We start from the raw sequence: 24,834 nt of genomic DNA, 5'->3' as shown, positions 1-24,834 counted from the left end.
ATGTTTGTACGCGACAGGCTTACCGTGTTTGTATATGGCTCCTTACTCCCGGGTTTGATCAACCATTTTGTCATAGCACCTTTTCTTATAGACAGCAGGAGCGGCATGATTTCGGGCAGGCTGGTGGACGTTGGGGCTTATCCGGCTGCGGTCAGGGATCAGTCGGCCAGAACGAACGGTGCGGTAATCGAAGGCTTATGGCTTACGATCGACCGTGCCGGACTAGCTGTGCTCGACGAGCTGGAGGAGTTTTACGGGATCGAGGAGAGCAATGACTACGAGCGGGTTTGGGTCCAGGATGCCAGGAATCCAGAGCTCGAGGGCTGGGTCTATATTTGGCCGTCAGACCGCAGCTGCCCGCCGGTTCCCGGTTCATCGTGGCCGGATTATTTGAATAGCTTGACCACTAAACCAAAGCTTTCATGAAATGTAAAATTACTGCTAGACTGGAATCACATAATCTCCTAGAATTAGATATGATGTAGAGGTATGATCTAGGGCTAGGGGAGAGATTAACTATGACTGAAGATGGGATCACGGGAGAGTTTTTTGAAGGTTATAAGGTCACATTCCCTATGGGACGATATGATGTATCCGTCTATATGACAAAGGTATATTATGAAGCCTGGAAATACTTCAGAGATGCTGAAATTACGGATGTATGGGTAGAAGAGGTTAAGCTGGACTTGGTGAAGTTTCTGAAATAACACGATAAAGCTTGAACGGGAGAATGTACCATGTGGTACATTCTCTTTCTTTATCCTTCAAAAATGTGGCAACCCCAAATTTTGTACTAGATCAAGATAGGCCAAATCTCCTAAAATAAGGACTGTTAATGCAGTTAATTTATGGAAGTGGTGGAATAAAACGAAAATTCGTTAACTTTTATAAAATCCGCAGCCGTGCATGTATCCAATTACCGATAAGAGGTGTAGTTATGAAGGTAACCGTAAGCAGGAAATTATTTATGGGATTTTTGGCTGTGCTTATCGTTTTGGCCGCAATCGTATTTATCGGCTACTCCAAAATTACGACGGTTGACCGCGCCTATGGCAAGCTGATTGATGACAAGGCGAAGAAGCTGATCCTGATTCAGGAGCTAAACGCAGCGATCAAAAAAGAGCAGCTTAGCGCAAGGGGGTATTTGATTCTGAAGGATGATTCCTCCTCGCAAAATTTCAATGCTGCCCATGAAAGCTTCCTTCAGCTGAGCAAGGAGCTAAGCGCCATCGTAAAGCTTCCGAAAGCAAAGGAGCTGCTTGAGCAGCTAATTGGGCTGGAGAACCAGTTCCATGAGGTCGCCACTCGGGAGATGCAGCTGAAGGATCAAAAACCTCGGACACTCCTTATTCAAGGAGCTGCCCGAGGTTTTTTACAGCATTAAGCCTGAAGCGTCATGTCTTTGCGCTCCGCCAGATGCCGTTTTACCCGGATTGCCATCAGGGAAGCGAAGAAACAAGTGAAGCCAGCGATAACAAAAGCCTGCGTGTAGCTGCCAAGCCAGTCGCGCATAACGCCTGCGCCGTACGCGGCGGTTGAAGCGCCGATCTGGTGAGCTACCACGATCCAGCCGAAGATCATGCCGGACTTTTCTTTGCCGAAGGTTTCGCCGGCGAGCTTGGCGGTAGGCGGTACGGTCGCAATCCAGTCCAGGCCATAGAATACGGAGAAAATGACAAGCATAGCCGGAGTGGCGTCAAGCGCGTAAGGAAGGAACAACAGCGACAGCCCCCTCAGACCGTAATACCAGAACAGCAGCCAGCGACTGTCGAAACGGTCGGACAACCAGCCGGAGATCGTGGTGCCAAAGAGGTCAAAGATCCCCATCATCGCGAGCAGACCCGCAGCGGCAACCTCTACCATCCCGTGATCCCCGCAGGCGGCAATCAGATGGGTGCCGATCAGGCCGTTTGTAGAGAAGCCGCAGAAAAAGAAAGTGCCGGCGAGCAGCCAGAACGTTTTGTTTTTCATCGCATAGCCAAGATTCTGGATAGGAGACAGGAACAGATTGCCGCGGAACGGCGTAGGCTTAACGATTTCATCCGTACCGTAAGGAGCGGCACCCACATCGGAAGGATGATTTTTCATCCAGATGGCAACCAGCACAAACACCGTTACAATACCAGCAACTGCCGTATACATCGCGGAGCGCCAGCCATAATCGGAGGTCATTTTGGCAAGCAGCGGCAGGAACAACAGCTGTCCGGCGGCGGCGCTTGCCGTCAGCATACCGACAACCAGCCCTTTTCGCTTCACAAACCACAGGTTGCTGACGGTAACGCCAAGCACGTTGGCCATCATGCCGGTTGCAAGACCGGAGACGAGGCCCCACAGCAGATCGAACTGCCATAACGCTGTAATGAATGGCGTAACGGCAAGGCTTGCGGCCAATACCGCTAGAGCGATAAGCACGACCTTACGGATGCCGAAGCGCAGTAACAGGGCAGCGGAGAACGGACCAACCAGACCGTATAGTAAAATGCCGATGGATGCTACGCTGGAGATTTCTCCCCGGCTCCAGCCGAATTCGTCCTGGAAAGGGATCATCAGTACGCTTGGCATGGAACGAATGCCTGCCGATACCAGCAGGGTAACGAAGGTGAGCAGAACGATTATCCACCCGTAATAAAACTTGCTCTTTACCTGATTCATGTCGCACCTCTACTTAATTTGTTTGTACATACAAACGTATGAACATAAATAATTCGGATAAAGGAACTATGGCAGAAGCTTTGATTTAAACCCATTTCGAGTTGCAAAAGTATGACTTATTGCAGTTACGGGCCGTTATTTCTCCAGCTGTTCGCTTGTTGTTTCCAGAGATAGCGTCAGCTGCGCCGCAGCTTCATTGCCAAGAATCGCTTGGTACGATTCAAGCAGCTTTTTGGAAGCGGCACGAATCGCTGGCTCCAGCTCGCGGCCTTTATCCGTCGGATAGACCAGAACGGTTTTCCCTTGCACCTTGCGCTCGACAAGCTGTTTGGCTTCAAGCTTATCAATAAAGCGGGTTAAGGTAGAAGGGGTAATATACAGCTTCTCGGATAATTCCTTTTGCGTAATGCCGGGTTTGGCGACACTGAGACGAATGACATAGCCATAACCGGGTGCAAGCCCCGTGGTAGCAAAAGCATCGTCTGCCATGCGGGTAATCGCTCTGCTCAGGCGGTTCGCCGTAAAATATAAGCAGGTATGCAGGAAAGCTTCGGGATTTTCCACTTGTTGTTCAATATCAGCAGCCGTTGCCGGGTCGATGTCTTTTGTCATATCCTATGCCCTCCTTGGAGTTTGATGACTTCTATTTTGTATGTACAACAAAAATAATTCAAATTGAACTTCCTGTCAATAGAAAAACGCCCCCATGCCCAAAATGGAGGCGTTATGAATCTACTTATGTTCGTCCTCGGACTCGTAAGCGATTAAGCTGATTGTTGAACCCATCTGGCCGGTTAGCTTTTGCTCTAATTGTCGGATCTCTTCAAGCGCTTCCGTATGGCCTTCAAGCTCAGCAAGCTTGAAATGATTATTGGTCATTGGTATTCCTCCTCTCTAATTTTCATTGTGCTCGCGGTGGAGCATTCTTATACGAATTGTTCTTTCGCAAGGTGTCTAGTACACTTGGAGGGGAGTCAAATGCGATTACCCGGGAAATGTTATCTGCGTTAATCATTTAGAGCATTAGTGATGTGCGATCATTCATTAAGTTAATGCTTACGAAGCAAGAATCATCACATACAGCCTACATCAGGCTGTATAGGTGACAATTCTTTAGGTGATCGCTTACGAAGTATGAATCACCACGAGCAGCTTTTAAGCTGCTTGTGTTCTAATTCATTAAGTTAATGCTTACGAAGCAAGAATCATCACATACAGCCTACATCAGGCTGTATAGGTGACAATTCTTTTTAGGAGATGCAAAAATGTCCTACAAATCCCTGAAATTTTTAATATTATGGATCCCTACTATCGTCGTTGGCTTATGGGAGTACGTCAGGCACGTCTTTCTGCTTCCGTACGTTTCCATGGAGCTGGGGAATTTTTTGGCGCCGGCTCTTGTATTTCTGTTTACGTTAACTTTATTGCGCGGATTGTTCGGCAGGCTGGAGCAGACGCAGGAAGCCCTTCAACGGGAACGGGTGTCCAAGGCGTCCTTTCAGCAGCGGGAGCAGCTGGCCCGCGAGCTGCATGACGGCATCTCCCAATCGTTATTCCTGCTCTCCGTTAAGCTGGATAAGCTGGAGCGTATGGAGCTTGGAGATGATGCAAGGGAAACGACCGTTCAAATCCGGCAGACCGTTAAGCATGTGTACGAGGATGTCCGGCAGTCCATTGCGAATTTGCAGTCCCCGGCCGTAGTCGTTGACGATTCATGGCTGACCGCGATTCACGGAGCGGTGAATGATTTATTGCAAAACAGCGGCATTCGCGCAAAGCTCGATTGGCAGCTGCAGGAAGGCGTATTATCCAACAAACAGCTGGTCGAGCTGCAGTCGATTATTCGGGAAGCGCTTATGAACGTCCGCAAATACGCGCAGGCGACCGAGGTTCGGGTCATTAGCCGGCAGCAGGGCGATGAGGATTTTGTATGCGAAATAAAGGATAACGGGATTGGGGCGGAACCTAGCCAGATCGATGCAAAGGATCGGTACGGCATTCGCATGATGCGGGATCGCGCAGAGCAAATGGGCTGGCTGTTTGACATAAAAAGCGCGGTCGGCGAAGGAACAACGGTACGCATTCAATCCGGAGGTGAAGGGAAATGAGTGAAGCAAACGGGCAGATTCGCGTTTTTTTGGTGGATGATCATCCCCACGGAAGGGAAGGCATGAGGGAAATTATCGGAGCGGATCCGGAATTTACGGTTGTCGGAGAAGCAGCCAGCGGCGAGGAAGCTATCGCCCGCATCGATGACGTGCTGCCCGATCTGGTGCTGATGGACATCAACATGCCGGGCATGGGCGGGCTTGAGGCGACGCAGCAGCTGAAATACCTCTACCCGTCCCTGAAGATTGTTATGGTGACCGTCTCGGACGACATTACCCATCTGTTCGAAGCGATCAAGCGGGGGGCTCAGGGCTACCTGTTCAAAAATCTTTCTCCTTCCGCATGGAGGGAATATCTCCGGGCCGTTGTGGATGACGAGGCGCCGATGTCGAAGGAAATTGCCTTCAGGCTGCTGCAGGAGTTTACTTCTGCTGCCTCTTCAAACGGGACAAACCCGGCTAAGACCGGTACAAGAACTGGCGTTGCCAGTGATGCTTCGGCAATGACAACGCCGCTTACTTCCCGCGAGAAGGATATTCTTGAACGGGTGGTGACGGGAGAATCGAATAAAGAGATTGCGGTTGCCTTCGGATTGTCCGAGCATACGGTCAAAAACCATTTGAAAAACATTTTGCAGAAGCTTCATCTGGATAACCGCGTTCAGCTTACCCGTTATGCCTATGAACAAGGGCTGCTCGAAAAATAAATTTGCCTTGGCAGCGAATGGTTGCAAGGAAATAAGGAAATGCATATAATATAGATTATTGTGTCCAAGTGTAAAAATGGATGAAAGCTTTGATGGAGATAAGTAAGCAGAGCTTCCGTACAGGGAGAAGGCGCCATGGATTGCGAGCGTCTTTACGGGATTAGGCTGCCGAAGTTCACTCCGGAGCAGACGCCTGAACCGCTTCAAGCCTCCAATGGCCGAAGGCGAATTAGGGAAGGTCCGGTTCCCGCCGTTAACGGGATTTGAGGGGTTGCCGTTTTTTATGGGCAATCCGAATTAGGGTGGTACCACGGTCTTTCGTCCCTTGCGGGGAGAAAGGCCTTTTTTTGTTGCTATTTTGTTTTTAATTCCAGAGTGGAGGCGAGATTTTACGATGAAAGAACGTTTGGAAGCATTGCGCGTAGAAGCGCTGCAAGAGCTGCAGCAGGTTGACAGTCCGCAGCAGCTGAATGATTTGCGTGTGAAGTACTTGGGAAAAAAAGGGGCGCTGACCGAGATTTTGCGCGGCATGGGCGGCCTGAGCGCGGAAGAGCGTCCGGTTATCGGTCAAGTGGCCAATGATGTTCGCGCCGCAATTGAAGGCGTAATCGACGAGAAGCAAAACGCGTTCCTCGCTGCCGAGACGGAAAACCGTCTTCGCGCGGAGACGATTGACGTAACGCTGCCGGGCAAAGCTTTGCCGACGGGCGCGGTGCATCCGCTGAACAAAGTCGCGCAGGAAATCGAAGACGTATTTATCGGACTTGGGTATTCCATTGCCGAAGGTCCGGAAGTCGAGACGGATTATTTCAACTTCGAAGCTCTTAACCTGCCGAAGAACCACCCTGCCCGCGATATGCAGGACTCGTTCTACATTACGGAAGACATTCTGATGCGCACGCATACGTCGCCGGTTCAGGTTCGCACGATGCAGCAAATGAACGGCAAGCCTATCAAAGTCATCTGCCCGGGCAAAGTTTACCGCCGCGACGACGACGACGCGACGCATTCGTTCATGTTCAATCAGATTGAAGGCCTTGTCGTTGGCCCTAACATCCGCATGAGCGACCTGAAGGGCACGCTGCTGCAATTCGTGCAGCAAATGTTCGGAGAGCAGGCTCAAATCCGTCTTCGCCCAAGCTTCTTCCCGTTCACGGAGCCAAGCGCGGAGGTTGACGTAACCTGCGTGCAATGCGGCGGCCACGGCTGCCGCATGTGCAAGCAAACAGGCTGGCTTGAAATTCTCGGCTGCGGCATGGTGCATCCGCGCGTTCTCGAGATGGGCGGCTACGATCCGAAGGAAGTGAGCGGTTTCGCGTTCGGCATGGGCGTTGAGCGTATCGCGCTTCTGAAGTACGGCATCGACGATATCCGTCATTTCTACACGAACGATCAGCGGTTCTTAAGCCAATTCGCGAGAATGTAAAGGGAGGGGAAACAAGCGATGAAAGTATCTTACCAATGGTTAAATGAATATATCGATTTGACAGGCTATACAGGCGAGGAATTAGCCGAAAAAATGACGCGCGGCGGCATCGAGATCGACAGCGTGGAATCCCTGAATAAAGGGGTTTCCGGCGTTGTTGTCGGTTATGTGAAATCCCGCGAGAAGCATCCGGATGCCGACAAGCTTAGCGTATGCAAGATCGATGTCGGTACGGACGAAGAGCTTCAGATCGTATGCGGAGCGAAAAACGTGGACGCCGGCCAAAAGGTGCCGGTTGCGATGATCGGCGCGAAGCTGCCGGGAGATTTCGCAATCAAACGCGCGAAGCTGCGCGGCGTGGAATCGCAAGGCATGATCTGCTCGGCGAAGGAGCTTGGCATTAACGACAAGCTTCTGCCGAAAGAGCAGCAGGAAGGGATTCTCGTGCTCCCGGAATCGACTCCGGTCGGCACGCCAATCGGCGAAGTGCTTGGCATCAACGACGAGGTGCTTGAACTGGATCTGACGCCTAACCGTTCGGACTGCCTTAGCATGCTGGGCGTTGCTTACGAGATTGGCGCCTTGACCGGCCGCGAGGTTCGCATTCCCGAACCGGCCGTCAACCATGCGGCAGACCGTGCGGACAGCCATATTGCCGTATCGATCAGCTCCCCGGAGCAATGCTCCCATTACAGCGCGCGTTACATCAAAGGCGTGAAGGTTGGTCCGTCCCCGCAATGGCTGCAAAACCGCCTGATCGCGGCGGGCATCCGTCCGATCAGCAACGTGGTTGACGTAACAAACTTCGTTATGCTGGAATACGGCCAGCCGCTGCATGCTTTTGACGCGGATGCCATTACGACGGGCCGGATCGACGTTCGTCTGGCGAAGCAAGGCGAGAAGATCGTTACGTTGGATGATCAGGAGCGCATGCTTGAGCCTCATATGCTTGTTATCACGGATGGCGAGAAGCCTGTAGCCCTCGCTGGCGTCATGGGCGGAGCGAATTCCGAAGTAAACGAGAAGACGGTTAACATTTTGCTGGAGTCGGCGAAGTTCGACGGCGGTACGGTCCGCAAAACCTCCCGCCAGCTTGGCCTCCGTTCGGAATCGAGCATCCGCTTCGAGAAGGAAGTGGATCCGGCCCGCGTTATCCCGGCGCTGAACCGCGCGGCTGCTCTTATTGCGGAGCTTGCTAACGGTCTTGTGGCGGAAGGAATCGTGGAAGCGGTAATTACGAAAACGGAGCCGGCTGTTGTTCAAGTAACGCTGGACAAAATCAACGGTTACCTTGGAACGGAGCTGTCGCGCCTTGAGGTTGAGACGATTTTCGACCGTCTGCATTTCAGCTACCGTCTGTCCGATGCTAATGACCAATTCGCCGTAACGGTGCCGACGCGCCGCGGTGACATTACGCGCGATGTTGACTTAATCGAAGAGGTAGCCCGTTTGTATGGCTACGACAATATTCCGACTACGCCAATTCACGGCGATGTGACGCCTGGCGGGCTGACCAAGCCGCAGACGATTCGCCGCGAGCTGCGCAGAAGATTGACCGATGCCGGCCTGCATGAAGTGATCACGTATTCGTTCACGGGTCCTTCCCGCACGGGGCTGTTCCCCGAATTGACCGGCAAGGATCTGAAGCCGGTGAAGCTGGCTATGCCAATGAGCGAGGACCGCAGCGTTCTGCGTACTACGCTGATCGCTCAATTGATCGAGACGGCGACGTATAACCGCAACCGTAAAAATGAATCATCCGCTATTTTCGAAATCGGCAGCGTCTTCCATACGGAAGAAGAGCAGCTTACGCGCCTTCCGAAGGAGAAGCAGCGCCTGGCGGTATTGCTCACGGGCAACCGTGTAGACGCGCAATGGAACCGTAAAGCGGAGCCGGTTGATTTCTACGATGCCAAAGGCGTTCTGGAGACCGTGGTTGACGTTCTTGGCTTGACCTCGAAGGTTCGTTACGAATCGGCTCAGCCAACGAACTTCCATCCGGGCAGAACGGCAGCGGTTATCGTGGACACCGCTCATGGACCGGAAACGATCGGTTACGTCGGCCAGCTGCATCCGACTTTGCAGCATGAAAGCGACCTTGCCGATACGTACGTGGTAGAGGTGGAATTAGGCACATTGTATGAGCTGGCTGATTCCGGCATCGAGTACAAGGCGCTTCCTCGTTACCCTGCTATGCAGCGCGATATCGCCGTAGTGCTTGACCAAGCCGTGCCGGCTGCGAAGCTGACGGACGTTGCTTGGGCCGTTGCAGGCGAATTGCTTGAGTCCGTTCGAGTGTTCGACGTGTTCACCGGCGAGAAGCTTGGAGCCGGCAAGAAAAGCGTTGCCGTGGCGCTTGTTTACCGCCATGCGGACCGCACGCTGACCGACGAAGAAGTGACCGAGCTGCACGGCAAAGTCGTAGCCGAGCTTGAGCAATCTTTTGCCGCAGAATTAAGAAAGTAGGCAGGAAACCTTTTAAGCCGCATCGAAATAGTTCCTTGTGAACTTTCGATGCGGCTTTTTTATGCTGAAAGGCGCTAAAAAGGGTTCAAAAGATGAGTTTTTTCACATATTTGAAACTTTCGCAATCGATTTTTGTTACATAGATGAAGGCAAATTGTTTGGATTTGCGTAGCACTTAAAAAAACGCGAGGCGTTGAATAGGAGGATAACCCAGTATGGATGCTGACCAAACCGTAGTAACAGTTGATATATACGGACATCAATATAAGCTTAAAGGTCATAACAATGCTGATTATATAAAGCGGGTAGCCGGCACGATCGATGACGCCATGAAAAAGCTGGCGATTGGCAATCCACGTCTCGATATGCCCAAGCTGGCCGTTCTGGCAGCCGTTCAGATGACCGAGGAAGTTTTCCGGCTTCGCCGCGAAAACGATACGCTGCACGACGCCGAGGCCAAGCGGCTTGTGCTGGTTGATTTGCTCGAGCAGGCCAGCCGGCTGGAGGTTTCGCTGCGCGAGGAGCTTGCGGCTGTTCAGCAGAAGTCCAAGGCGGAGCTGGAAGAGCTGCGGGGAGAATATGATACCGAGCTTGCCGCCGCGAAAGAGGCTGCTGCCGAAGAACTGGCTGCGAGGCTGGAAGAAGCAGCCGAGCTGCTGGCTTTAGCCCAGGCGGAGGCGACGGAGGAAATTGAGCGCGTTCAAGCTCTTGCCGCGGAGCAGCTGGAGCGGGAGCTCGAAATTGCGCAGGCAAAAGCGGAGGCCGAGCTGGAGCGCGAGCGCGCGAGAGCGGCGGAAGCGTTAGCCGCGCAGCGGGCTGCAGCGGAGCAAGAGCTCGAGCGGGAACGCGCGCGTGCGGCGGAGGCAGCGGACGAGCTGGCGCTGGCGCAGGCGCTAGCCGCGGAGGAGCTGGAGCGCGAGCGCGCGAAGGCTGCGGAAGCGCTGGCGGAGCAGCAGGCGGCAGCGGCGCAGGAGCTGGAGCGGGAGCGCGCGCGAGCGGCGGAAGCGTTAGCCGCGCAGCAGGCGGCAGCGGAGCAAGAGCTCGAGCGGGAACGCGCGCGAGCGGCTGAAGCTACGGAAGAGCTGGCGCTAGCCGAAGCGCTGGCGGCGGAGGAGCTCGAACGCGAGCGCGCGAAGGCTGCGGAGGAGCTGGCAGAGCAGCTGGAGCGGGAACGAGCGAGAGCAGCGTCAAGTTTGGCGGAGCAGCAGGCGAAGCTGAACGAAGAGCTGGAGCGTGAACGGTTAAGGGCCGTTGAAGCAGCCGAGGAATGGGCCTTGGCGCAAGCTTTGGCGGCCGAAGAGCGGGAACGCGAGCGCGCTGCAGCAGCGGCAAGTTTGGCGGAGCAGCAGGCGCAGGCGGCGCAGGAACTGGAGCAAGAGCGTGCGAAAGCAAGTGAAGCTGCGGAGGAGCTGATTTTGGCGCAATCCCTGGCCGAAGAAGAACTGGAACGCGAGCGCGCAAAAGCGTCGGAAGCTTTGGCTGCTTTACAGGCCCAGGCCGCACAAAAGCTGGAGCAAGAGCGTGCGAAAGCATTGGAAATGCTCGCTGAGCAAGTAGAGCGAGAGCGTCTGGCAGCTGCACAAGCACTAGCAGAGCAGCAGGCGAAGGCTGAGGAAGAGCTGGAGCGCGAGCGGCTGAGAGCGGTAGAAGCCGCTGAAGAATTAGCGCTGGCGCAAGCTCTTGCAGCAGAAGAGCTGGAACGCGAACGCGCGGGAGCAGCGGAAGCATTGGCTGCTTTGCAGGCCCAGGCCGCACGGGAGCTGGAGCAAGAACGGGCGAGAGCCGCGGAAGCCGCAGAGGAACTGGCGCTGGCGCAAGCTCTTGCAGCAGAGGAGCTGGAACGCGAGCGAGCAAAAGCCGCGGAAGCGTTGGCCGCTTCGCAGACGCAAGCTGCACAGGAACTGGAGCAGGAGCGTATGAAAGCTGCCGACGTACTAGCCGAGCAAGTAGAACGCGAGCGTGCTCGGGCTTCGCAAGCACTAGCAGAACAGCAAGCGGCGGCAGCGGAGGAGCTTGCCTTGGCTCAAGCCTATGCCGCGGAAGAATTGGAGCTGGAGCGTGCTAAAGCCGCAGTGCTTGCGGAACAGCTCGAACGCGAACGCGCGAAAGCGGCTGAAGCGGCAGAAGAGCTGTTGCTGAACCAAACGCTTGCCGCGGAAGAGCTTGAGGTTGAACGTATTAGAGCAGCGGAAGCTTTGTCCGCCCAGCTGGAACAAGAACGCTCTGTATCGGCGCAAGCCCTCTTGGAACAGCAGGCGGCAGCGGCACTTGAACTGGAACGCGAGCGAGCGAAGGTAGCGGAAGCCGTAGACGAGCTTGCCTTGGCTCAAGTGATCGCTGCTGAAGAGTTGGAGCAGGAACGCGCAAAAACGCTGGAGCTTATACAGTCGAAGGAGCAGCAGTGGCAAGAGCAGCTAGCTCAGCTGGAACAATCGCTGAAGGCTGATTTCGAACGCCGCCGCAATGGCTGGATTGAAGAGCGTACCAAACTTCTTACGAAATTGTCCGAGCTGGAGCAGGCTTGGAATCAGGATAAACAGCTGCACGAGCTTCGTCTTGAGGCTGCGGATGAACATCTGATGCAAGCGATGGAGCAGGAAGAAGCGCTGCGTGCTTCTATCCGGACGATGGAGCAGCAATCGAAGGAGCTTGATCAGCAATACGCTGAGGTAAAAGAACAGCTGGAGGAAGTTTCTCAGCAGTATGCGATATCGCTAGAGAAAATCGGGCAGTTGGAGCAGCAAGCTTCCAAGCAGCTGGAATTGCAGACGGCCGTTGAAGTGCTTGCCGCGGAACAAACGGAGAAGCTGCAGCAATTGCAGGAGCAATTCGATCTTCTCCAGGATGAAATGGTGAAGCAGCAGCGCCAATTCGAAGCGGAACGCTCTGTTGTCGAGCAGCTTCACGCGGATCGATACAGCGAAGCGGAACGCCGACTTGAGGAACAAGCGCGTCAGCTGACAGAAGCATCTGCTATTTTTGAAGAAAAAGAGCTTGAACTGGAACTTCAATACGAAGAGGACAAGCACAAGCTGGAGCGTAAGTATCAAGAGCAGCAGGAGCAGCTTGAGCTGCGTTTTGCCGAGCAGCAATTTGAATTGAAGGAACGCTATGCGCAGCAATACGATGAGCTGAAGCAGCAGCTGGAAGCCGTTCAGTCGACGAATCGGGAGCTGGAAGAGCGGTTGCAGGCGCAAAATGCCGCCATGGCAGAGCAGCAGGAGCAGCAAATTGCCGAGGTGGAGCAGCGTCATCAAGAGCAGCTTCGTTCCCTCGAACGGCAGTTCACCGATCAGAATGAATTGCTAGAGCTTCAATACATGGAGCAAATCGAGCTGTTGGAACGCCAGCAGCAAGAGCTCAAGGCAGAGTGGGACGAACGGGAACAGGAGAATAACCGTAAACTCGAGCAGCAGCGCCAGCTGTATGAGCAACGCTACGAGGAGCGTCTATCGGAAGCGGAAGATCGTTACTCCGAGCTTCTGGCGAAGCAGGAAGAGCAGCAGCATAGCCTGCGCTCTCGCATTGAAGAGTTAGAGTCTTTACTGAAAGAGTCGGAGCTGCGCAGTCTTGAAAAAGAAGAACAGCTCGCGGATTCAACAAAACGTGAAAGCGAGCTTCTGGAGCAGCTGGAATATACCGCTGCTCGCGAACGGATTACGGTACAGCAGATCGAGGTTGCCTCGCAACAGATCAAGGAGCTTAACGAGAAACTGCGGGCTGAGCAGCAGCTTGCGGAGCAAGCGAAGCAGGAAGCGGAGCGTCTGTCGGAATCGGAACGTGCCTCCGAAGCAGCAGAAAAGTCTCTTCTTGAGGAGCTCGAAGCGGCACGGAAAGAAGCGGCTGCAGCTGCGGATCTGCGGGTATTGCTGGATGAACAGGCACAAGCATTGGCGGCTGAGCATCAGGATGCTTCCGGGGAAACGGAAGCCCTCCGCGAGGAACTCCGCGTACTTGGCGTGAAGCATGAGAAGCTGGAAATCGAATACCGCAAGCTTCAAACGGAATACAATGAATGGATTGAGCTGATCGAGCACAGCTAAGCCGTACTAACAAAAGAGCCGCCTGCTAAAAATGCAGGCGGCTCTTTTGTGCCTATTGGCATAGGGGGTGGAAAAGAATCGGGACGTTTCCGGCAGGCTTAAAGATGCGCGACATCTTAAAGGTATAGTGAAAATAGCCTTTGCGAGAGCTTAACGATGCGCCGCATCGTTAAGGGGGCTGCTAGTGCTCGATATAAAGCAAATTCGGACGTTTCCGGCAGGCTTAAAGATGCGGGACATCGTTAAGGTGCAATGAAAATGGCCCTTGCAAGAGCTTAACGATGCGCCGCATCGTTAAGGGAGCTGCTGGGGCTCGATTCGAAGCAAGTTCGGGCGTTTCCGGCAAGCTTAACGATGCACCACCGAATTACCGGACGCAAAGAAAAAGCCGCCCCAATGTCACAGCATTGGAGCGGCTTCTTCTCTGTTGTTATCCGTAGCTGACAATCGTTCCGGTAGGACCGCCTACCGGAAGGCTGGCCAAGCGGATGAGGTCCGGGGTGACGACCGCCGGATCTTTGCCGGTGGCGTGCATTTCGGTACGCAGCGTACCGGGATTGTATAAGTTAATAAGAATGCCGTGCTCATGCTCCTCGTCGGCGAGCGTGCGGGTCAGCGATTCCAGGCCGGCTTTCGCTGCGCTGTAGGCGGCGTAACCGCCTGCTCCGTTCCAGGACAAGCCGGAGGTTATATTAATAATGCGGCCGTATTTGCTTTTGCGCATGGTTGGCAGAACGGCCTTTGTAAGCAGAAACGGTCCTGTCAAATTGGTGGCCACTTGCGCATGCCAATTCTCGGAGGTTAATTCCAGCACGGAACCGGGCTCGAATACGGCCGCATTATTTAATAACACATGGATGGAACCCCATCGATCGATGACCTGCTGGACTGCGGATTGAATTTGGCTTTCCTGCGTAATGTCGGTAGGGATGATCAGCGCTTCGCGGCCCGTATTCTGTTTGATCAGCTCGGCTGTCTCCTGCAGCTTGCTTTCACGGCGGCCTAACAAAGCAACCTCGCCTCCTTCTTTCGCGAACGACAGGGAAGCTGCTCTTCCGAGTCCCGAACCTGCACCGCTTACGACGGCAATCCGTCCGTTTAATAAGCTCATGGATCATACCCCTCCTCAAAAGAATAATTTATGAATCATCTTATCAGACCGGAAGGCGGTAGGGGAAGAGTTCATAGCATCAGTCTTTCTTACCCTTTTGTAAAGGAATCATTATAATTCATATGTAGGCTGGCAAGCAGGCATGTCGCGGAAAGAAAAAAAGACCTCTTCAAAATAAAGAGGTCTTTGCGGTAATAAGGCTTAGGCAGCTTCAACAATAAGCTTGGCCGACATTTTCGAATGTCCGCCGCCGCAAGGAATGTTGCATTTGATTTCGTATTCGCCGGCATCAAGCGTGATGGTTTTTGCTTTATTCTGAGTCAGCTTCACGTTTGTCTTCTCAATCTCGACGCCGTGAACGCCATCGATGAGCTCGAGCTTAATGGTCTGACCTTTTTTGATATGGTATTCCGGCTGATCGAATTCCCAGCTGCTCGCTTTAATCACAACGTCCGCAACCGTAGAGCTTGCCGCGTCTGATCCGGAGTTATTGCTCTTGCTGTTGGAGCCGCAGGCAGCAACGACAAACACAAGGCAAAGCACGGATGCAAATATGAGCCATTTCTTCATCTTCATACCCCTTTCATAGCCAAAAGCATACAAACTTCAATTCTTTTCCTATTGTAGCTTATCCGCATCCAATTTGCAGTGACAGTCCCGTGACAAATGAAAAAGCCCCTGTCCATCGTTTCCGACAGGACAAGGGCTTCAAAGCTTATTTACTGCTAGTCGCGGTTGCGGTAATCGCTTCTGCCTGCTTCGTACGGGGTGCTGACCGGAATGAACAAGTCGATAATCCCGATAACGAGAGCGGCTAAGATTGCGCCAAGCCAAGTGACGGATACGCCGCCCACGATAAACTGTGCAATCCAGATGACAGCCGCGCTGGCGATAAAGCCAACGATACCGCGTCCAAACGGGGTAACTTTTTTGCCGAAAATACCTTCAATGATCCAGCCCAGCGCCGCGATAACAAGCGCCAGCAGGAGGGCGCTCCAGAAGCCGCCGACACTGAATTGCGGAACGATCCAGCCGACTACCATCAGAACGATGGCTGCAACGATAAAACGGACAACATGACCAAGAAAACTCATATCATTAGCCTCCTCATGTTAGGTTAGCCTAAGTATGGTGCGTTTCCTCCCTTATTATGACCATTAATCAGGGAAACATGTATGAATCAAGCGGTGATGTCGTGCATCCTAAACCCCGATCAGCTATAATATAAGGGCGAGAGGAGTGTTCACTTGGACAGCAAAATTTTATCCACTTTGGAATTTCATAAAATTACGAATAAATTAGTGCATCATGCCGCTACATCGCTAGGGAAAAACGTGTCGGGGCAGCTTGCTCCGGTCTCCGATCTGGAAGACGTCAAGCATATGCTGCAGACGACCGATGAAGCGTACAAAGCGGACAGACTGAAGGGTAATGCACCGTTTGGAGGCGTTGTGGACATCAGCGCTTCCCTTCATCGCGCAAGAATCGGAGGAACCCTGAACCCCGCCGAGCTGTTGGATATCGCGGCAACGGCTAGAGGCGCACGCCGGGTCAAGAAGCATATCGACAATCTGCATGAGGATGATCCGATTCCGCTTTTGTTCCAGCTGTCTGAGCAATTATCCGAGCACAAGCCGCTGGAGGATGCCGTCTTTGACTGCATCGATGACCAGGCGGAAGTCGTGGACAGCGCGAGCCCTGAACTTGCGTCCATCCGCCGCGAGCTGCGGAGCGGAGAGTCGCGGATCCGGGAGAAGCTGGAACAGATGATCCGTTCGTCTTCGGTGCAGAAGATGCTGCAGGATTCCATTATTACGCTTCGGAATGATCGTTACGTCATACCGGTTAAGCAGGAGTACCGTTCGCATTTTGGCGGGATTGTCCACGACCAGTCCGGTTCCGGCGCTACCCTGTTTATTGAGCCGGAAGCTATTGTATCGATGAATAACAAGCTGCGGGAGACCAAAGCCGCGGAGCTTCGCGAAATCGAGAAAATCCTGCAAAAGCTGACGGCCCGCGCGGCAGAGCATGTAGAGGACCTGCTTTATAACCAGGATCTGCTAGGAAAGCTGGACTTTGCCTATGCCAAGGCGCGGCTTGCCCATGAAATGAAAGCGACTTTGCCGCGCATGAACGACAGGGGCTTCCTCAAAATCAAACGCGGGCGCCATCCGTTGATCGCTCCGGACAAAGTTGTGCCGCTTGATGTGGAGCTTGGCAATCAGTTTACGGCCATTATCGTTACCGGTCCGAATACGGGCGGTAAAACGGTATCCCTAAAGACCGTGGGTCTGCTCAGCCTGATGGCGATGTCCGGTTTGTTTGTACCGGCTGAAGAAGGAAGCCAGCTTTGCGTGTTTGACTCCATTTATGCCGATATCGGCGATGAGCAGAGCATCGAGCAAAGCCTTAGTACCTTCTCCAGCCATATGACGAATATTATCCGGATTCTGGAATCCATGACGTCCAAGAGCCTTGTACTGCTCGATGAGCTTGGTGCGGGAACGGACCCGGCCGAAGGCTCGGCGCTTGCGATTGCCATTCTGGAGCATATCCATAAGCTCGACAGCCGCATTATTGCGACTACGCATTATAGCGAGCTTAAGGCTTATGCTTATAACCGCAAAGGCGTCATTAACGCAAGCATGGAGTTCGACGTTGCAACGCTAAGCCCGACTTACCGCCTTCTTGTTGGCGTTCCGGGACGAAGCAATGCGTTTGCCATTGCGGAGAGGCTGGGTCTCAGCCAGGCGATTATCGATCATGCCAAGGGCGAGGTCAGCGAAGAGGATCAACGCGTTGAGAACATGATTGCCTCTCTGGAGGAAGATCGTCTAAGCGCGGAATCGGAGCGTAATACGGCAGAGTCGATGCGGCGCGAGATGGAAGCGCAGCGCAAACGCCACGAAGCGGAGCTGGAGCGCTTCGAGGAGCAGCGCGACAAAATGCTGCAGAAGGCGCAGGAAGAAGCGCATGAGGCAGTTGCAAAGGCCAGACGCGAAGCGGATCAGATTATCGCGGATCTTCGCAAGCTGGCTCTGGAGGAAGGCGCTTCCGTCAAGGAGCATAAGCTGATTGAAGCGAAGCGCAGACTGGAAGAAGCGGCACCGGAGCTTGCCACGAAGAAGAAGCGTCCGGCAGGCGGCGGAGCGAAGAAGCCGGCGAAGATCGGAGCCGGCGATGAGGTTATGGTCTACAGCCTTAATCAAAAGGGTATCGTTGTAGAGATAGGCGCATCGGATGCTACCGTTCAGCTTGGCATTCTGAAGATGAAGGTCGCGCTTGATGATCTCGAGCTGATTAAGCCGGTGGCGCAGCTCAACAAGCAGCAGCAGCCTAAGCAGACGGCAAGCCTGAAGCGTTCCAAGGAAGATAGCCTCCGCATGGAGCTGGATCTGCGCGGGGCGAATCTGGAGGAAGCTATTATTGAAGTGGATCGTTTCCTCGACGAGTCGTATTTGGGCGGGCTTGGTCAAGTATATATCATCCATGGCATGGGTACCGGCGTATTGCGTGCGGGAATCCAACAATATTTGCGCAAGCATAGTCTTGTGAAGGCGTATCGTCTCGGAAAATACGGCGAAGGCGGCGCAGGCGTAACCGTGGCGGAGCTGAAATAGCTTCGCCGTTAAGCTTGCGGCACGGCAAGCAAGCCTTTGGGAGTGATAAGGATGGGTAATGAAGTCGATCGTTTGCTCAGCAATTCTTATGCGGCATCTCTCGTTTATGTATCGCTGGTTGTCCTGTCGCTTATCGTCTTTTTGTCCGTGTTTGAGCTTGTGACCCGTTATAATTGCTGGAAGGAAATCAAGAACGGCAACGTAGCGGTAGCTATGGCGACAAGCGGGAAAATATTCGGGATATGCAATATTTTCAGGTTTTCCATTGAAGCGAAAGTTTCCGTGTACGAAAGTTTGATCTGGGGGATATTCGGCTTTATCATATTGCTTGCCGCCTATTTCTTGTTTGAGTTTCTTACGCCGGTGTTCAAGATCGATGACGAAATCGCTAAGGATAACCGGGCGGTAGGATTTATTGCCATGATTATTTCCATTTCTTTGTCTTATGTTATCGGAGCAACGGTTATATTGTAAGCGGCATAGGCTTGCGTAATAAGAATTGCTCTGCAATTCTTTAAGCTTATGCTTTCGAAGTAAGAATTGCTTCGCAATTCTTTAAGCGTATGCTTTCGAAGTAAGAATTGCTTCGCAATTCTTTGTAGGAGGGCAGTCATGAAGTATTTATGGGGAATTTTACTCGCGATTGCAATTATATTTTTTGGATTAGGCGTTATCTATATTTTGAACAATTAAGCTTGTGGAGGGTTTTGGAATGGAAGAGCAAACAATTTGCCCATGGTGCGATACCGAAATCGTATGGGATGAAGAGATTGGGCCGGAGAAGCATTGTCCGCATTGCGAGAATGAACTAAGCGGCTACCGTACGATGCAGATCGGGATCGACCGCGATGAAGACGAGCAGGACGATAACTGGGACGAGGGGCAGGAAGAGCAAAAGCAGGATGATTCCTTTAACGATGAATCCAACGAAGGCTTCCGTCAAATGAATGTTTCCTGGCTTGCTGCCGAAGAAACGATCCGTCAAATGACGGACAATCAGGAAGAAGCGCCGGAATGTCCTTCTTGTCGTGAATATATGCTGGAGGCGGGTAAACAAACGGTATCGCTTCAGCCAACGGTGCATGCCGTAACCGGTAAACCCGTTATCCAATCGCCGTTTGAGACCGTAACTTATATCTGTCCGTCTTGCTTCCAGACTTCGACGGTTCTAAGCGAGAAAGCCCGGATCCAGATGCTGGAGCTGCTTGCGCCAAAAGAGTAATTACTGGAATACGGCATGCGGCCTGTTTAATTGGGAAACCTAACGGAACATCACTGTTAGGAGGAATCGGATTGAAGCAGAGTCATCATGGCGTTAAGACAGGCGGGCGTATGCCTGGCAGATCAGTCGGCCGCGTTGTCCCGGGTTCACGCCACAGCGGGGCGATGGATGCGCAGGCCATCCTGCTGCTGACGGTACAAGGTCTGTTTGGCGTAGCAAGCGCACTATCCGGAACGTTCATCCCGGTCTATCTCTGGAAAGCAAGCCAGTCCTTTATGCTAATTGGCTGGTACACGCTTGGACAATACATAACAAGCGGCATCATCTTTTGGCTGGCAGGCAAATGGGTGAAGGAACATCATAAAATGTACAGCCTCCGTCTTGGCATCGTGCTGTCGGGGGCGTTTTATTTTATGGTACTCATGCTGGGCCAGCAGGCCAAAACTTACAGCATACCTCTCGGCATGCTAAGCGGTATGGCATTAGGCTTTTATTGGATGGCTTATAATGTGGTTTATTTCGAAATTACCGAGCCGGATAACCGCGACCGGTTTAATGGAATAGCAGGCATATTAGGATCATTGTCGGGGATTATCGCCCCATGGGTGTCGGGTTTCCTGATTACGACGCTGCATGGCGAGCGCGGTTACAAGCTTATTTTCACGATTTCCCTTGTTATCTTTGGTCTGGCCGTTGTCGGCAGCTTCTGGCTGAAGAACCGCGGCGTTATTGGAGAGAAGTACAAATGGTTCCTTGGACTTCAAGAACTGAAAGAAAAGGGAAGTCCATGGCGGCGGATGTTTGGTGCTATCGTCGCTCAAGGCGTTCGCGAAGGCGTCTTTATGTTCCTGATCGGACTTGTCATCTATATCGCAACTAAAAACGAAGGAAAATTGGGTAATTTCTCGCTGATTACTTCCCTTGTTGCCCTCATCAGCTTCTGGTTTGTCGGCAAGCGCCTCAAACCGAGCAACCGCAGAATCGCGATGCTGGCAGGTACGATCATGATTGGTCTGATCATTCTTCCGTTGTTCTATAAAGTCACCTATAGTACATTGCTGATCTTCGGCATAGGCACTTCCTTGTTTATACCGTTGTACATTATTCCGATGACATCCCGGGTGTTCGACCTGATCGGCCACTCCGAGGAAAGCGCCGTTAATCGCGAAGAGTTAATCGTTCTCCGCGAGGCCGGCCTCATTATAGGCCGTGTCATCGGTCTAGCCGCTTATCTGGTTGTCGTATCCCAGACGCAGACGCCGGCGGCTATCGTTACCCTTATGTTTTGTGTTGGTATCGTTCCAATCGCCGGATGGTTTTTTATCCGGCCGTTCCTTTCGGCCAACAATAAATTTCGTTAAGTGCTTTTTAAAATAACTGTTAAGCCGTTTGTGCGAAGCAAAACTATTAGAATGGAGAAGCGTTAGCGTTCGCCTTTGCCCCCGAATTTCAACCGCTAAAGCGGTTTGAAATGAAGAAATTCGAGGGCAACAGCGATCGGAATCTAATAGTTTTGCGTAGCCATACGCCACGGCTGCCAGTTTTTTAACGAACACGAAAAGGAGAATTTATGCCACGAATTGTGTCCACCATCATCGACCTCATCGGCGAAACGCCCGTCATCAAACTTAACCGTCTTATTCAACCGGGAAGCGCGGAAGTGTGCGTTAAGCTGGAGCGGTTCAATCCGAGCGGCAGCGTGAAAGACCGCGCCGCGTCGGCTCTTATCGAAGCGGCCGAGCGTCAAGGTTTAATCTCCCCGGGCAGTACCATTATCGAGCCGACCAGCGGCAACACCGGTATTGGTCTGGCGATGAATGCGGCTGCCAAGGGCTACAAGCTTATCCTGATCATGCCGGACAATATGTCGGCGGAGCGAATCAAGCTGCTTCAGGCATACGGGGCGGACGTTGTTTTAACCCCGGCCGCGGAAAGAATGCCGGGAGCCATCCGCAAGGCGCTGGAGCTGCAAGCCGAAATACCGGGCAGCTTTATTCCGAACCAGTTCGAGAACCATGCCAACCCGGACATCCACCGGACTACAACCGCGGTAGAGATCCTGGAGCAAACGGGCGGCAAGCTTGATGCCTTCGTTGCGACTGCCGGAACGGGTGGGACCATTACCGGCACCGGGGAGACGCTGAAGGCCTCATTGCCTCATATACATATCGCGGTTGTCGAACCTGCCGGTTCTCCCGTTCTGTCGGGAGGCCAGCCCGGTCCTCATAAGCTGGTTGGCACAAGTCCCGGATTTGTACCCGCGATCCTGAACACGGAAGTTTATGACGAGATTATTCAGGTAGCCGATGAAGATGCCATTAGGACGATGAGAGACCTTGCGCGTCTTGAAGGGTTGCTGCTGGGACCGTCCTCCGGCGCTTCCGTTTGGGCGGCTATGCAGGTTGCAAAGAAGCTTGGAGAGGGCAAGCGTGTTTTATGCATCGCACCGGATACCGGCGAGCGGTATTTAAGCATGAATCTATTTTAAAAGAGTCCGAAAAGAAAGCCCTTAAAGCTTATTTCCAAGCTTTAAGGGCTTCTTTAATAAGTCCGCGGCGTTCTCTTACATAATCGAGTATAAAAGAAGGCTCGTCGAGAAACGTGTCGTAGCTGCTTTTGCGGGTAAAATCATCACGGATTGCCGGCGTGATCTCTTTGTATAAGCGGGTAATCATAGGATCGATCCGCTCAACGGTAAAGGCTGTTTTTAATAGTCTATGCAGGATTGCGCGGTATTTTTGGCGGCAGGAAGAGAATTTAAACAGCTTGCCGGTCAGACTATTATAGCCTTGCAGCCTTACAAGATCGCTGCCGCATGGCTTCCCGTAGCAGTTTCTCCCCCAGGTTCCCTCGTAATCCCAAGGAATAATTCGATATTTGCTTGTTTTCTTATGCTCATAGAGGGCATAGTTCTGATCAAAGCCGTCGTAGTTGCCGGTAAGAACCGCTCCGGCCAGCCACAATAAATATTGATTGATATCCAGCCGTTTGGCCGTATAGACGCTCAACTGTTTGCTAGAGAGGGAGTTGATATTGCGAATGAAACGGACCAGCCGGTATTTTGTGTTTGTTTGTCCGTTCACGATTTCATATCCGTCAAACAGCGAGTCTTTTTTGGCATTTGTATTCTGATCGACAAGACTGAAATCCGCGCTGTCATTAACGGCATAGATCAAGGAGGTATAACCGATGCCTCTTTTTCTAAAGAACCGCCGGTCCACCGCCTCAATCTCCAAATAAACCCCTTGCTCATAACCGTTAATCTCGACGGAGATATGCTGGGTTTCCGGGGACGGCACTCCAATGAGGTTGAAAAACTGAAAGGATAAGGCGTTGCGGATCATGGAGGGATCGTCGAATTCCGCGTTCCAGTGCAGCGTTTTGCCCCCGTCTAGCCTGATCTCGAACGATTTTTTCGTGTAATTGCGCGTATGGCCGCCCCGAATGCCGCAAGTCCCCGAATAGCTTTTTCCATCTATTTCAATATGGATGGGTTTAAACGATTTGCTCCAAGGATTGTTCTTCAGATCCCACAGATCATCCTCGTCAATTTCAATTTTACGTATAGGCAGCTGTGCCACGGGCTTCACCCCTTAAGACCGAAGTCAAAGCCTATCGTGGCCGATAGGCTCCTGTGCTTATTTACGGTATTCGGGAAAGGGGGAGAATGACACCCGCAAGTGATGAAATTGTTTATTTCTTCTTTTTGTCCGCATAAATGGTTACTAATCTAGTACCTCTCCTATACGGGTTACATATAAATATATTACAAACCGTCACCAATGGTAGATGACTAGATAGCGAAACACCAGGAAGTTCAGCCTATTAGTGGTAGAAGGTCAATTGGATGGCACGGTTGTAAATCTATTAAGAGAAAGTTATCGGAGGGATTTATTACATGTACGGATGCAATTGGCAGCAAGGTAGCAACAACAGCGGCGGACACCAATGGCACAAGAGTCACAAAAGCCACAGAAGCAATGGCAAAAGCACAGGAACAGGAAACACAGGAACAGGCAACACTGAACTAAGAAACTTGGTAGGAGAAACTGTCAGAATCAACCGTGGCGGTCCGGAATCTCTGGAAGGCAAACTGCTCGCAGTTAAAAACGATTACCTGGTTCTTTCGACAAGAGAAGGCGTTGTATACGTTGACCTCAGCCATGTTAAAAGCGTAACAGGATTTGCTACAAGCAAAAGCGGCGGTACTAGCGCTGATTATATCAACGCGAACAACTTCAGAGGCGTTATTAATGCTTTAACGAAAGAATTCGTGCAAATCAACTGGGGCGGACCGGAAAAGGTAGAAGGCTTCCTCGCTGAAGTACAAGGCAACACAGCACTCGTTGTAGCAGCAAATAATCAAGTTGTTTATCTCCTGGTTGACCACATCAAAACAATCAAAAAACTCGGCGGCAAATCCGGCGGCAACAAGAGCGGCGGCAACCAAGGCGGCAACCAAGGCGGCAACCAAGGCGGTAACAAATCCGGCGGCAACAAAAACAACAACAAATCGGGCAATAAAAACAACAACAAATCCGGCGGCAACAAATCGGGCAACCGTACCGGTGCTCAAGCTCAAGGGCAGTCGACAGGCAACAAATCGAAAAAATCCGGTAGCAGCAACCGCTCGAAAAAAGGCTAATCGATAGATAGAAGCCGGGCATTTACTTTAGTGTCCGGCTTCCTTAATAGATGAAGCTTTTGAAAAGGAGGTCGAGCAGTTGAAAAACCAGCATCCATTCCTCGATTCACAGGTTGAGCTTGTTATTTCCGGAAGAGCGGGCATACGCGGCAAGCTGATTGATTTTGGCCCCGATATCCTTGTGCTTTATAACGGCACCCAGTTTTTTTACGTACCGCTGATCCATTTGCAGCAAATGAGAATTGTGCAGGATGAAAATCAAAACTACAGCAGTACGCCGGAGCTACCTTTCGAATCGTATAACGACTCCATATCTTTCCGCAAAATTTTATTGAATTCCAAAGGCATGTTTTCGGAAATTTATATTACCGGCAATCAATCCATACATGGCTATGTGACGGCAGTCATGAACGATTTCTTTGTTTTTTATTCGCCGGTCTACCATTCCGTCATGATCTCCATGCGGCATCTTAAATATCTGGTACCTTATAACGCCAATGTTACCCCTTACTCGTTGTCATCCGAACAATTTCCGCTCAAGCCAACGCCCTTAACCCTTGCCCGAACCTTTGATCAGCAGCTGCGCAAACATATCGGACAATTCGTCGTTCTTGATCTGGGGGAGAATCCTAGAAAAACAGGTGTCCTCAAAAATGTCGATTTGAACCTGCTTGAACTTGCGGATGCGAGTGGATCATCGGTGTTTATCCATTTTGATCACGTCAAAACGATTCACCTGCCATAAACGGTAAAGCCCTTTTGATCGCGTCCAGCAAATCAAAGGGCTTTTTTCCATGGATAAGAAAATGCATCACTTTTCTTCCTAAGGGGAAT

Annotated in this window: 23 protein-coding genes; 16 read left to right on the top strand and 7 right to left on the bottom strand. The window is 52.1% G+C overall.

Annotated elements, in window-relative coordinates; all coding sequences use genetic code 11:
• From CFI03_RS12595 to CFI03_RS12585, 3 genes are all read left to right on the top strand, one after another.
• A complete protein-coding gene (locus tag CFI03_RS12595; protein ID WP_116393895.1) occupies window positions 1-426 on the top strand; it encodes a gamma-glutamylcyclotransferase family protein in 426 nt (141 codons plus the stop codon).
• 92 nt (window positions 427-518) lie between these two features.
• Window positions 519-707: a hypothetical protein gene (locus tag CFI03_RS12590; protein ID WP_015842998.1), complete on the top strand. Its 189-nt coding sequence runs from the start codon at window positions 519-521 to the stop codon at window positions 705-707.
• Between the two features lie 230 nt (window positions 708-937).
• Window positions 938-1,384 carry a CHASE3 domain-containing protein gene (locus CFI03_RS12585; RefSeq protein ID WP_248757524.1) on the top strand — a complete coding sequence of 149 codons (447 nt, stop codon included), beginning with the start codon at window positions 938-940 and terminating at the stop codon, window positions 1,382-1,384.
• On the opposite strand, the gene CFI03_RS12580 is transcribed toward CFI03_RS12585, so the two are convergent.
• From CFI03_RS12580 to CFI03_RS12570, 3 genes are all read right to left on the bottom strand, one after another.
• Entirely contained in the window at window positions 1,381-2,652 is a 1,272-nt protein-coding gene (locus CFI03_RS12580; protein WP_116393894.1) for an MFS transporter, read from the bottom strand. The two genes, CFI03_RS12585 and CFI03_RS12580, sit on opposite strands and share 4 nt — an antisense overlap.
• Window positions 2,653-2,787: 135 nt before the next feature.
• Window positions 2,788-3,264, bottom strand: coding sequence for a MarR family winged helix-turn-helix transcriptional regulator (locus CFI03_RS12575; RefSeq protein ID WP_116393893.1), 477 nt, complete (start codon window positions 3,262-3,264; stop codon window positions 2,788-2,790).
• Window positions 3,265-3,384: 120 nt separating this feature from the next.
• On the bottom strand, window positions 3,385-3,531 hold the full coding sequence (locus CFI03_RS12570) for a hypothetical protein (RefSeq protein ID WP_162862759.1): 147 nt from the start codon (window positions 3,529-3,531) through the stop codon (window positions 3,385-3,387).
• 386 nt (window positions 3,532-3,917) lie between these two features.
• Between CFI03_RS12570 and CFI03_RS12565 the strand changes: the two genes are divergently transcribed.
• The 6 genes from CFI03_RS12565 (at window position 3,918) to CFI03_RS12545 (ending at window position 13,402) form a co-directional block, all read left to right on the top strand.
• Complete coding sequence (locus tag CFI03_RS12565) at window positions 3,918-4,760, top strand: sensor histidine kinase (protein ID WP_116393892.1); 843 nt, start codon at window positions 3,918-3,920, stop codon at window positions 4,758-4,760.
• A complete protein-coding gene (locus CFI03_RS12560) occupies window positions 4,757-5,467 on the top strand; it encodes a response regulator (RefSeq protein WP_116393891.1) in 711 nt (236 codons plus the stop codon). The genes CFI03_RS12565 and CFI03_RS12560 overlap by 4 nt, the downstream gene beginning before the upstream one ends.
• A gap of 135 nt (window positions 5,468-5,602) precedes the next feature.
• The gene (locus CFI03_RS31070) at window positions 5,603-5,734 is read left to right on the top strand and encodes a hypothetical protein (protein ID WP_283094513.1); all 132 of its coding nucleotides are present in this window, start codon (window positions 5,603-5,605) and stop codon (window positions 5,732-5,734) included.
• A gap of 127 nt (window positions 5,735-5,861) precedes the next feature.
• Entirely contained in the window at window positions 5,862-6,893 is a 1,032-nt protein-coding gene (pheS, locus tag CFI03_RS12555; RefSeq protein ID WP_116393890.1) for a phenylalanine--tRNA ligase subunit alpha, read from the top strand.
• Window positions 6,894-6,911: 18 nt separating this feature from the next.
• Window positions 6,912-9,359, top strand: a complete 2,448-nt coding sequence (gene pheT / locus CFI03_RS12550) for a phenylalanine--tRNA ligase subunit beta (RefSeq protein ID WP_116393889.1) — start codon at window positions 6,912-6,914, stop codon at window positions 9,357-9,359.
• A gap of 215 nt (window positions 9,360-9,574) precedes the next feature.
• Entirely contained in the window at window positions 9,575-13,402 is a 3,828-nt protein-coding gene (locus CFI03_RS12545) for a hypothetical protein (RefSeq protein ID WP_116393888.1), read from the top strand.
• 430 nt (window positions 13,403-13,832) lie between these two features.
• Here the strand turns inward: CFI03_RS12545 and CFI03_RS12540 are convergent, their stop codons facing one another.
• The 3 genes from CFI03_RS12540 to CFI03_RS12530 form a co-directional block, all read right to left on the bottom strand.
• Complete coding sequence (locus tag CFI03_RS12540; RefSeq protein WP_116393887.1) at window positions 13,833-14,513, bottom strand: SDR family NAD(P)-dependent oxidoreductase; 681 nt, start codon at window positions 14,511-14,513, stop codon at window positions 13,833-13,835.
• A gap of 201 nt (window positions 14,514-14,714) precedes the next feature.
• Complete coding sequence (locus CFI03_RS12535) at window positions 14,715-15,083, bottom strand: cupredoxin domain-containing protein (RefSeq protein WP_015843009.1); 369 nt, start codon at window positions 15,081-15,083, stop codon at window positions 14,715-14,717.
• A gap of 155 nt (window positions 15,084-15,238) precedes the next feature.
• Window positions 15,239-15,607, bottom strand: coding sequence for a phage holin family protein (locus CFI03_RS12530; RefSeq protein ID WP_116393886.1), 369 nt, complete (start codon window positions 15,605-15,607; stop codon window positions 15,239-15,241).
• Between the two features lie 153 nt (window positions 15,608-15,760).
• Here CFI03_RS12530 and CFI03_RS12525 point away from each other — a divergent pair, with 153 nt between their 5' ends.
• The 5 genes from CFI03_RS12525 to cysK all read left to right on the top strand — a co-directional run bounded on the left by CFI03_RS12525 (window position 15,761) and on the right by cysK (window position 21,843).
• Entirely contained in the window at window positions 15,761-18,133 is a 2,373-nt protein-coding gene (locus CFI03_RS12525; RefSeq protein WP_116393885.1) for an endonuclease MutS2, read from the top strand.
• A 51-nt stretch (window positions 18,134-18,184) separates the two neighbouring features.
• Complete coding sequence (locus CFI03_RS12520; RefSeq protein ID WP_116393884.1) at window positions 18,185-18,607, top strand: DUF350 domain-containing protein; 423 nt, start codon at window positions 18,185-18,187, stop codon at window positions 18,605-18,607.
• Window positions 18,608-18,845: 238 nt separating this feature from the next.
• A complete protein-coding gene (locus CFI03_RS12515; RefSeq protein ID WP_116393883.1) occupies window positions 18,846-19,355 on the top strand; it encodes a hypothetical protein in 510 nt (169 codons plus the stop codon).
• Window positions 19,356-19,426: 71 nt separating this feature from the next.
• Window positions 19,427-20,716 (top strand): MFS transporter, encoded by a 1,290-nt coding sequence (locus CFI03_RS12510; RefSeq protein WP_116393882.1) that lies wholly within the window; start codon window positions 19,427-19,429, stop codon window positions 20,714-20,716.
• Window positions 20,717-20,925: 209 nt separating this feature from the next.
• Window positions 20,926-21,843 carry a cysteine synthase A gene (gene cysK, locus CFI03_RS12505; RefSeq protein WP_116393881.1) on the top strand — a complete coding sequence of 306 codons (918 nt, stop codon included), beginning with the start codon at window positions 20,926-20,928 and terminating at the stop codon, window positions 21,841-21,843.
• A 28-nt stretch (window positions 21,844-21,871) separates the two neighbouring features.
• Here cysK and CFI03_RS12500 read toward each other — a convergent pair whose 3' ends face one another.
• Window positions 21,872-22,936: a CotH kinase family protein gene (locus CFI03_RS12500; RefSeq protein WP_116393880.1), complete on the bottom strand. Its 1,065-nt coding sequence runs from the start codon at window positions 22,934-22,936 to the stop codon at window positions 21,872-21,874.
• Window positions 22,937-23,253: 317 nt separating this feature from the next.
• Here CFI03_RS12500 and CFI03_RS12495 point away from each other — a divergent pair, with 317 nt between their 5' ends.
• Window positions 23,254-24,000, top strand: a complete 747-nt coding sequence (locus CFI03_RS12495; RefSeq protein WP_116393879.1) for a hypothetical protein — start codon at window positions 23,254-23,256, stop codon at window positions 23,998-24,000.
• Between the two features lie 79 nt (window positions 24,001-24,079).
• Window positions 24,080-24,745: an adaptor complexes medium subunit family protein gene (locus CFI03_RS12490; RefSeq protein WP_116393878.1), complete on the top strand. Its 666-nt coding sequence runs from the start codon at window positions 24,080-24,082 to the stop codon at window positions 24,743-24,745.
• Window positions 24,746-24,834: the final 89 nt, after the last annotated feature.

It is taken from the genome of Paenibacillus sp. ATY16, assembly GCF_003399985.2.
Lineage (GTDB): Bacteria > Bacillota > Bacilli > Paenibacillales > Paenibacillaceae > Pristimantibacillus > Pristimantibacillus glycanilyticus.
Note: the sequence above shows the minus strand (reverse complement) of the source record. Positions and strands in the feature narration are given on the sequence as shown.